The 9140-nt window shown below is 65.5% G+C and carries 9 protein-coding genes and 1 riboswitch; of the genes, 5 read left to right on the top strand and 4 right to left on the bottom strand.

The features are described from left to right. Positions 1-120: 120 nt before the first annotated feature. Positions 121-930, bottom strand: a complete 810-nt coding sequence (locus ACVOL0_RS19620) for a M23 family metallopeptidase (protein ID WP_481550508.1) — start codon at positions 928-930, stop codon at positions 121-123. A 117-nt stretch (positions 931-1047) separates the two neighbouring features. Next, positions 1048-1167, top strand: a riboswitch (SAM riboswitch). A gap of 71 nt (positions 1168-1238) precedes the next feature. On the opposite strand from ACVOL0_RS19620, the gene metX reads away from it, so the two are divergent. The 4 genes from metX (at position 1239) to rarD (ending at position 5700) form a co-directional block, all read left to right on the top strand. Continuing rightward, the gene (metX, locus tag ACVOL0_RS19615) at positions 1239-2267 is read left to right on the top strand and encodes a homoserine O-succinyltransferase MetX (RefSeq protein WP_481550507.1); all 1029 of its coding nucleotides are present in this window, start codon (positions 1239-1241) and stop codon (positions 2265-2267) included. Further along, complete coding sequence (locus tag ACVOL0_RS19610; RefSeq protein ID WP_481550506.1) at positions 2264-3514, top strand: O-succinylhomoserine (thiol)-lyase; 1251 nt, start codon at positions 2264-2266, stop codon at positions 3512-3514. Before metX ends, ACVOL0_RS19610 begins: the two co-directional genes overlap by 4 nt. Next, complete coding sequence (locus tag ACVOL0_RS19605) at positions 3511-4578, top strand: homoserine dehydrogenase family protein (protein WP_481550505.1); 1068 nt, start codon at positions 3511-3513, stop codon at positions 4576-4578. The genes ACVOL0_RS19610 and ACVOL0_RS19605 overlap by 4 nt, the downstream gene beginning before the upstream one ends. A 240-nt stretch (positions 4579-4818) precedes the next feature. Beyond that, positions 4819-5700: an EamA family transporter RarD gene (gene rarD / locus ACVOL0_RS19600; protein ID WP_481550504.1), complete on the top strand. Its 882-nt coding sequence runs from the start codon at positions 4819-4821 to the stop codon at positions 5698-5700. Positions 5701-5704: 4 nt separating this feature from the next. Here rarD and ACVOL0_RS19595 read toward each other — a convergent pair whose 3' ends face one another. The 3 genes from ACVOL0_RS19595 to ACVOL0_RS19585 form a co-directional block, all read right to left on the bottom strand. Further along, the gene (locus tag ACVOL0_RS19595) at positions 5705-6583 is read right to left on the bottom strand and encodes a hypothetical protein (RefSeq protein WP_481550503.1); all 879 of its coding nucleotides are present in this window, start codon (positions 6581-6583) and stop codon (positions 5705-5707) included. A 120-nt stretch (positions 6584-6703) separates the two neighbouring features. Next, a complete protein-coding gene (locus tag ACVOL0_RS19590; RefSeq protein WP_481550502.1) occupies positions 6704-7285 on the bottom strand; it encodes a hypothetical protein in 582 nt (193 codons plus the stop codon). 55 nt (positions 7286-7340) lie between these two features. Next, positions 7341-8723 carry an L-serine ammonia-lyase gene (locus tag ACVOL0_RS19585; RefSeq protein ID WP_296249371.1) on the bottom strand — a complete coding sequence of 461 codons (1383 nt, stop codon included), beginning with the start codon at positions 8721-8723 and terminating at the stop codon, positions 7341-7343. Positions 8724-8818: 95 nt separating this feature from the next. On the opposite strand from ACVOL0_RS19585, the gene ACVOL0_RS19580 reads away from it, so the two are divergent. Then, entirely contained in the window at positions 8819-9049 is a 231-nt protein-coding gene (locus ACVOL0_RS19580) for a glutaredoxin family protein (RefSeq protein ID WP_481550501.1), read from the top strand. Positions 9050-9140: the final 91 nt, after the last annotated feature.

The following is a 9140-nucleotide window of genomic DNA, read 5'->3' as shown; positions in this document are numbered from 1 at the left end:
CCCGCCCCCCGCCTCGCCCCCCCCCGCGCGCGGCCCGCCCGCGCGGCCCCGGGGGGGCCCCCCGCCCCCCCCCCCCCCCCCCCCCCCCCCCCCCCCCCCACTACCGGTGGAGCCGCCTGTTCAGGGAGCCTGTCGCGGAAACTTCAGTTCGCCGCGCGCGCTGCCCATGCGGAACGGAATCGAGCGCAGCGCCAGCCCGGTATTGGCCTGCACCACGAAATGCAGGTGTGGGCCGCTGCTGTGGCCGGTATTGCCGGAGAGGGCGATCGCTTGCCCGACAGCCACGTTCTGCCCGGGGCGTACGTTGGCGCTGCCGGCCTGCAGGTGCGCGTACAGGGCCATGCTGCCGTCGCTGTGCAGGATACGCAGCAGGCTGCCTTGCTCGCGGCTGTCCACCACCTGCATCACCTGGCCGGCGCGCGCGGCCAGTACCGGCGTACCCTCGGGTACGGGGAAATCCACCGCGTACAGGTTCTGCGCATCGCCATGGCTGTAGTGGCCGGCGAAGGCTTGGCTGACCCGAACGACTGCACTGCGCAGCGGCAACAGATAAAGGTGATCCTGTGGCTGTGCTGCCGGATCGCCTGGGAACGCGTCCAGAGACAAGCGCAGCGGGTTGCCGTCATCTGCGAGCCATAACAGGCTGCGCTGCTCTCCCGCGGCGAGCACGCTGGCGGCAGGTGCCCGGCTATCACCCTGCAGGCGAACCTGCACCGGGCCAGCGGTCAGGTTGCTGACCATGGCGCTGCGTCCGCCTGCACGTGCCTGCAACTGCAGGCTGGCGAAGGCGTCGGAGCTGGATGCCGCAACCGCAGGCGTTGATGCAGCCGGGAGCCCCCAGCCTTCGCGCCAGCGGCTGGCTGGACTGGCTTCGGCGCCGCAGGTGCATAGCAGTGCCAACGACAGCAGTACGGGAATGGTGCGGGGCACAGTGCAATGTCCTTGGGGCAGGGCCTGATTGTGCCTGTTTGGTTGCCTTGGAAACTTATTCATCTCTTTATGCGAATAAAGCGATTGACAGTCAGGGGAGGGGCTGGCAATGTAGCGCCACCATCGAGACCGGCAGAGGGACAGGCCCTTTGAAGCCGGGGCAACCAGCGGACGCGCAAGCGGCTGCGTTTGGTGCCAAATCCTGCGGTGACCTCCGTGTCCGCCGAAAGATGGTTCGTTCCGTACCGCGTGTACGGCGAACACGAGCTCCGCGAAAGCTCGATGGCCGCTCCTTATCGGATACCGCCATGAGTTTCGCCACCGTTACTGCAGTCCAGCTTGCCCCCGTCGCTCTCATCGACCGTGCCGACAGCAGCGTTGCCGCTGTGCGTGGCGAGGTCGAGGTGCAGCTGCGCATGCGTCATGCAGGTCAGCGTGTGCTGCGCCTGCGCTATGAGCTGGTAGGCGCTGCCAACGCACCTGTGGTGCTGGTGGCCGGTGGTATTTCCGCGCATCGGCATCTCGCTGCCAATGCGGGCTACGCCGAGAAGGGCTGGGCCGAGGGTCTGGTCGGCACGGGCCGCGCGCTGGATCCGGCGTGTCGTCGCTTGCTGGGTTTTGACTTCATCGGTGCCGATGGCGAGCTGGATGCGCCGATCGATACTGCCGATCAGGCTGATGCCATCGCGGCCTTGCTCGATGCCCTGCATATCGAACAGCTGCACGGCTTCGTCGGCTACTCCTATGGCGCCTTGGTTGGCCTGCAGCTGGCCATCCGCCATCCGCGTCGTCTGCACAAACTGATCGCGGTCAGTGGTGCGCATCGGCCGCACCCGTATGCGTCGGCCTGGCGCGCGCTGCAGCGCCGCGCGGTCGCGCTGGGCCAGTTGCAGTGTGCGGAAAGCCACGGTCTGGCGCTGGCACGTCAGTTCGCCATGCTCAGCTACCGCACCCCGGAAGAATTTGGTGAGCGCTTCGATGCGCCACCGGAAGTGGTCAATGGCCGTGTGCGTGTCGCCGCCGAGGATTACCTCGACGCCGCCGGTGCGCAGTACGTGGCCCGCACCCGCGTCAACGCCTATCTGCGCCTGTCCGAGTCCATCGATCTGCACCGGGTTGATCCGGCGGCCGTCAGCGTGCCGACCCTGGTGGTCGCGGTTGAAGGTGACCGGCTGGTGCCGCTGTCGGACCTGGTCGCGCTGGTCGAAGGCCTGGGGCAGCGCGGCAGCCTGCGCGTGCTGCGCTCGCCCTATGGCCATGACGCCTTCCTCAAAGAAACCGATCGCATTGACGCGATCCTCGCCACTGCCCTACGCCTGCCTGGAGAAACCGCATGAGCCTGTCCCACACTTCCGATATCTCCTGCAGCCGTGCCACCGCAGCGGTGCGCGCTGGCATCGATCGCGATACCGCCTACGGTGCGGTGACGCCGCCGATCGTGCTGTCGTCCAATTTCAGCTTTGATGGCTTCGGCAACAAGCGCCAATACGATTACACCCGCAGCGGCAACCCGACCCGCGACCTGCTCGGCGAAGCACTGGCCGAGCTGGAAGGTGGCGCCGGTGGTGTGATCACCGCCACCGGCATGGGCGCGATCAACCTGGTATTGAATGCCTTGCTGGAACCGGGCGATCACCTGGTGGTGCCGCACGATGCCTACGGCGGCAGCTGGCGCTTGTTCAATGCGCTGGCCAAGAAGGGCCACTTCGAGCTGATCACCGCCGACCTCACTGACCCGCGCTCGTTGGCCGATGCGTTGGCGCAGTCGCCCAAGCTGGTGCTGATCGAAACCCCGTCCAATCCGCTGTTGCGCATCACCGACCTGCGTTTCGTCATCGATGCCGCGCACAAGGCTGGTGCCAAGGTGGTCGTGGACAATACCTTCCTGTCGCCAGCGCTGCAGACACCGATTGCCTTCGGTGCCGACGTGGTGCTGCATTCGACCACCAAGTACGTCAATGGCCACAGTGACGTGGTTGGCGGCGCAGTGATCGCACGCGATGCCGAGGTGCACCAGCAACTGGTGTGGTGGGCGAACGCACTGGGCCTGACCGGTTCGCCGTTCGATGCCTTCCTGACCCTGCGTGGCCTGCGCACCCTGGATGCGCGCCTGCGCGTGCATCAGGAAAACACCCGCGCCGTGGTTGAGCTGCTGGCGGCAAGTGATGCGGTGTCCAATGTGTATTACCCGGGTTTGGAATCGCATCCGGGCCATGCGGTGGCGGCGCGTCAGCAGAAGGGTTTCGGCGCGATGCTGTCGTTTGAACTTGCAGCCTGCCAGGGCGAAGATCCGTATGCGGCCGTGCGCGCCTTCCTGGATGGCCTGCATTACTTCACTTTGGCTGAGTCGCTGGGCGGTGTGGAAAGCCTGGTTGCGCATCCGGCAACCATGACTCATGCCGCAATGAGCCCGGATGCACGCGCTGCTGCCGGCATCAGCGAGTGCCTGCTGCGCTTGTCGGTGGGCATCGAGTCCAGCGAGGACCTGGTGGCTGACCTGCAGGCAGGTCTTGAGCGCGCTGCCAAGGTGATTGCCGATACGCAGCTGGCCGCTGGCAACTGTAAAAAAACGGTGGATGCATGAGCGCGGTCCTGCGTCCACTGGAACAGCCGCAGGCGCGGCTGGTGTTGTTGGGAACCGGTACGGTCGGCTCGGCCTTTGTTGCGCGTTACCAGGCCTTGCAGCAACGCCAGTTGACGCTGCCAACGCTGCACGTGGTGGCCAACTCGCGTATTGCCTTGGCCTGTGACGATGCGCCGCATGCGGCGCTGTCGCGTGCGCGTGATGCGCAGCGGCAGGGTGATGAGCCGGTGCATCGCGAGGAAGTAGGGCGCCTGCGTGCTGGTGACATCGTGGTCGATGCCACTGCCAGTGAAACCGTCGCCGCCGACCATGCGCTGTGGTTGGCGCAGGGCATTCATGTGGTGACAGCCAACAAGCTGGGCAATGGCACTGGCCTGGCCCGCGCGCAGAAGATTGGCGCCTCGGTTGCGACCGGCAACGCCCGCTATGGCGATGCGGCAACGGTAGGTGCGGGCTTGCCGCTGTTGCGCAGTATTCGGGCCTTGGTTGCAGGTGGTGACCACGTGCATGCCATTGAAGGCGTGCTGTCCGGCTCCTTGGCCTGGTTGTTTGATCGTTACGACGGCAGCCAGCCGTTCTCGGCCTGCGTGCGCGAAGCCGCAGTCGCCGGTTACACGGAGCCGGACCCGCGTATCGATCTGTCCGGCGAAGATGTGCGCCGCAAGCTGCTGATACTCGCGCGCGCTGCCGGCGTGCCGCTGGAGGCCGATCAGATCAAGGTTGATTCACTGGTGCCGGCGGCGTTGGCTGTACTGCCCGCCGATGCAGTGGACGGCGCGCTGTCGTTGCTTGACGCGCCCCTGGCCGAGCAGTTGCGACAGGCACGGGCGCAGGGTCTGAAGCTGTGCTTCGTCGGCCGCCTGGACGCGCAGGGTGCCAGCGTTGGTCTGCGTGCGCTGCCGCAAGGCCATGCCCTGGCTGGCGGCAGTGGCACCGACAACCGGGTTGCCATCCACAGTGATCGCTACAACAGCCAGCCGCTGTTGATCCAGGGGCCGGGCGCGGGCGCCGAAGTGACCGCCGCAGCGTTGCTGGATGACGTGCTGAACATCGTCAGTCGCTGAGCTTCGATGCCGCACCAATGGGGTGCCGCATCTTGCACTCATTGCCGACCCAGGCCGGGAGGTGCTGGGCCCGGCATCGGCTGCATTGGCGAAGATGCGGAGCGGACGGGCAAGCCCATCATTCGGCGGTAGCGGTGCAACTTCCAGGCTTTATGATGTCGCGGCGTTGGCGTCATTGGGCCTGTGTTGTCACTCCGCGCAGATCGCATGCCGCTGGTTTCTTCCTCTGACAGGTGTGCTGTGTCCAAAGGTGTTCTGGTTTCGCTGGCAGCCTCCCTGCTGTTCGGTTTGATGTACTACGCCAGTCCGCAGCTGGCACCGTTGCAAGGCGCCGAGATCTTTGGCTGGCGGGTGTTGTTCGCGCTGCCGTTGATAGCGCTGATGCTGCATGTGAGCGGCGAGAAGAACCTGATCGTCGATACACTGCGACGCCTGCGGGTTGAGCGCCGGTTGTGGTGGGCGTTGCCGCTGTGTGCGGGCATGGTTGGAGTGCAGCTATGGCTGTTCCTGTGGGCACCGCTGCATGGCCGCGCGCTGCAGGTGTCGATGGGCTACTTCCTGCTGCCTTTGGTGATGGTGCTGCTGGGCCGCGTGGTCTATGGCGAGCGCCTGTCGGTCCTGCAGAAGCTGGCCGTGGCCAGTGCCGCGTTCGGCGTGGGCTGGGCCTTGCTGGGTAGTCACGGCCTGTCGTGGGAAATGCTGCTGGTGGCCTTGGGTTATCCGGCCTACTTCCTGCTGCGCCGGCACCTGCGCATCGGTCACCTCGGGGGATTCTGGGTGGAACTGCTGCTGTTGCTGCCGGTGGCCTGGTGGGCCGCGATTGGTGATGGGCATCAGCTGCTGGCAGCCTTGGCACAGAAGCCAGCTTTGTACGCGTTGATTCCGCTGCTGGGGGCGATCAGCGCGCTGGCACTGATGTGCTACATGCTGGCCTCGAAGATGCTGTCATTCAGCCTGTTTGGCCTGCTTACCTATGTCGAGCCGGTGCTGCTGATGCTGGCGGCCTTGCTGCTGGGTGAGAGCGTCGGCCACGGGCAGTGGCCGACCTATATGGCGATCTGGCTGGCGGTGGCGCTGTTGGCCGTGGAGGGCGTGTTGAAGCTGGGCAGGCGTACAGCCTGAGTGCTCAGCCGCGCCTGGCTCTGTCGGCAAGATGTTGCAGAACCGCTTCACGGCTCATGCGCGCGCCGTTGCTGTCGACAGCGGTGAAGTCCACCCCGTTTTCCCAGAGCTGCGGGGCAAGCAGTACCGCGATGTCTTCGGAGGCAGTCTGCGACTGCAGGTTCAACAGCCGCTGGCTGAAGCCGGCAGCGCGTAACCATGCGGTGTAGCTCGAGTTGTGCTCGGTAGCGAACTGAACCTGGTAATGGCACTCCTTGCGCTCAGCCTCGTCAGGGCGTGCATCGCACTGCGGATTCCACTGGTGCAGGCCGATCACCGCATCGGCCTCCAGCTGCCGTTGGTTGGCGGCAGCCCAAAGTGCCACGCACATGCTGGCGCAGTGCGAGCGAACCCGCACGGTGAGGTTGTTGCGGTTGATCAGTCGCGCTGCTTCCAGGCCCGGATTGGCATAACCACCACCGCTGGTGATATCGATGCGACGTACGTTTGGATGGGCATCCAGCTGCGCCTTCATGTCAGTGGCGAAGTTCCTGCCGACGCTGCCTTCGATGCGCAATACGCTGCCGCCTTCCTGCACCGACATCTGCGCCTCGTCGATGTTCGCCATCGTCGTGGACTTCTCGCCCTGGATGACCATTGCTGCAGCGCCCGCGCCGGGTGCTGCAGTGGCGGGTGCTGCGACATCTGATGCTATTGCGGCGGTGTCAGCAGCTGGCGGTGCCGGCTTTCGTTTGCCAGCGTAGTACGCCAACAGCAGCAGCACTACTGCGGCAAGTACCAGCTTGATCAGGGTTGCCATGCCATTGCCGGGCACTGCAGTGCGTGCGGCCGAGCGCGGACGTCGTATCGGTGCCTGCTCGCCGGATTCCTTTTCGCCGTGCATCCGCTCCCCCTGAAGCTGCGTTGTGATGGGCGATTCTGGTGTAACGAGCGGAAGTATTGCAACACGCGTGCGTTGGAGATCGAAGGCGCTCGTCCTGAACTTGGCGATGCCTGCTTGCGGTTAGTGGGGACGGCTGCGTTGGCGCCACAGCGTGTGGGCCAGCAACGCCAACAACAGGAGGATGCCCAAGGGCAGGACCAGTAGCATGTTGAGCAGCCCGGCCCACCAGGCTAGAGCGAGCTGCCAGCTGTTCCATGCCTTGCTATTGGCGGCTCTGATTGCCACGGCCATGTTCATGCCGGTGGCTGCAGACGGTGCTGCGCTCAACTGGCCTGCCAGCCGGTAGCGTCCGGGCGGGATTGATGGCAGGGGCTGGGTGCAGCTGACGGTGTCGCTCGACCAGCTGTCCACGCCGTGGAACGGGGTGGTGCCGGCGGCAAGCTGTTGCCCGTCGCTTGCAAGCAATCGCCACTGCAACGTGATTGCGCTGGTGACTGGTGTTGCTTGTTTCCACGGAGCGGTGCGGTGCGCGAACTCCTGGTCGCTCAAGCTGCCTGGATGGAAATCCAGATTCAACGCCCAGTGTTCCTGTAGGCGGATGTTGATGGGAATGTCGAAACTGCCGTCGGTCGCGATGGTGCCTTGGCCGGGCGCGGCGGTCCAATAACTGCTCCACAGCCAGCTGGTGCCCAGCCAAAGCAACAGAAAAACCAGCAGGCGCCAGCCCCAACGGGGCCAGCGCCGGTTTACCCGCGGATCAGCACTCGATGACGTTGACGGCAAGGCCGCCACGGCTGGTTTCCTTGTACTTGTCCTGCATGTCGCGGCCGGTGTCGCGCATGGTCTTGATCACCTTGTCGAGCGAGACCTTGTGCTTGCCGTCGCCGCGCATCGCCATGCGGCTGGCATTGATCGCCTTCACCGAGCCCATGGCATTGCGCTCGATGCAGGGGATCTGCACCAGCCCGCCGATCGGGTCGCAGGTCAGGCCGAGGTTGTGTTCCATGCCGATCTCGGCGGCATTCTCGATCTGGCCGGGGTTGCCACCCAGCGCTGCCATCAGGCCACCAGCCGCCATCGAGCAGGCCACGCCCACTTCGCCCTGGCAACCGACCTCGGCGCCGCTGATCGAGGCGTTTTCCTTGTACAGGATGCCGATGGCGGCAGCGGTCAACAGGAAGTTGAACACGCCCTGCTCGTTGCTGCCCGGGCAGAAACGGTCGTAGTAATGCAGTACTGACGGAATGATGCCGGCTGCGCCGTTGGTGGGCGCGGTGACCACGCGGCCACCGGCAGCGTTTTCTTCGTTGACCGCCAAAGCGTACAGATTGACCCAGTCCAACGTGGTCAGCGGGTCGCGCATGGCGGCCTCGGGGCGCGAGGACAGCTCGCGGTACAGGGTGGGCGCACGACGGCTGACATGCAGGCCACCCGGCAAGGTGCCTTCGGAGCGGATGCCGCGGGTCACGCAGGACTGCATCGCGTCCCAGATCTCGCGCAGGCCGGCGCGGATCTCTTCCTCGCTGCGCCAGCACTTCTCGTTCTCGTACATCATCTGGGCGATGCTCAGGCCGCTGCGCGCTGCCTGCGCCAGCAGTTCATCACCGCTCTTGAACGGGTAGGGGATCGGCGTCTGGTCCGGCACGATGCGGTCATCGGCGGCGTCGTCTTCATTCACCACGAAGCCACCGCCGACCGAGTAGTAATCACGGGTGGCGATGATCTGGTCGTCGGCATCGTAGGCGGTGAAGCGCATGCCGTTGGTGTGGTACGGCAGCTTCTGGCGCTTGTTCAGGGCCAGGTCGCGCTTCTCGTCGAAGGCGATCTCGCGCTGGCCCATCAACTTGATGCGCTTGCTGCTGCGGATGCGTTCCAGCGTAGCCGGGATGATGTCCGGGTCGATCTCGTTGGGGCGATTGCCTTCCAGGCCCAGCAATACCGCCTTGTCGGTACCGTGGCCGCGGCCGGTCAGGGCCAGCGAACCGAACACCTCGGCGCGGATGCGCACGGTGTTGTCCAGCTGTCCCGGATCCAGCAGCCAGCGGTGGACGAAGCGCTCGGCCGCGCGCATCGGGCCGACGGTATGTGATGAACTCGGGCCGATGCCGATCTTGAACAGGTCGAACGTACTGACGGACATGCTTATTCTGCGTACTGCGTTGAGATGGCCGCTATTCTACGGGTTCATTGCTGCAGGCCATGTCTGCAGCGCAGCATTCCTAGCGCAGGTGACGAGTGGGATTGACCCTGTACCAACGTGATGATTGCCATCTATGCGACCTGGCACTGGCGGTGCTGGCGCAGGCGCGGGCGCCGGAATTCGAGAGTGTGTTCATCGATGACGATGCGGCGCTGGAGGCGAGGTATGGCGCGCGCGTGCCGGTGTTGCGGGATGCGGCCGGCAGGGAATTGGCGTGGCCGTTTGATGCGGCGGTGTTGGCCGGGTGGTTGCCGCCACACCGGTAGTGGGGGGGGGGGGGGGGGGGGGGGGGGGGGGGGGGGGGGGGGGGGGGGGGGGGGGGGGGGGGGGGGGGGGGGGGGGGGGGGGGGGGGGGGG

It is taken from the genome of Stenotrophomonas sp. STEN021, from assembly GCF_056760175.1.
The sequence above is the reverse complement of the archived record's forward strand: the minus strand, read 5'-3'. Positions and strand labels throughout refer to the sequence as shown.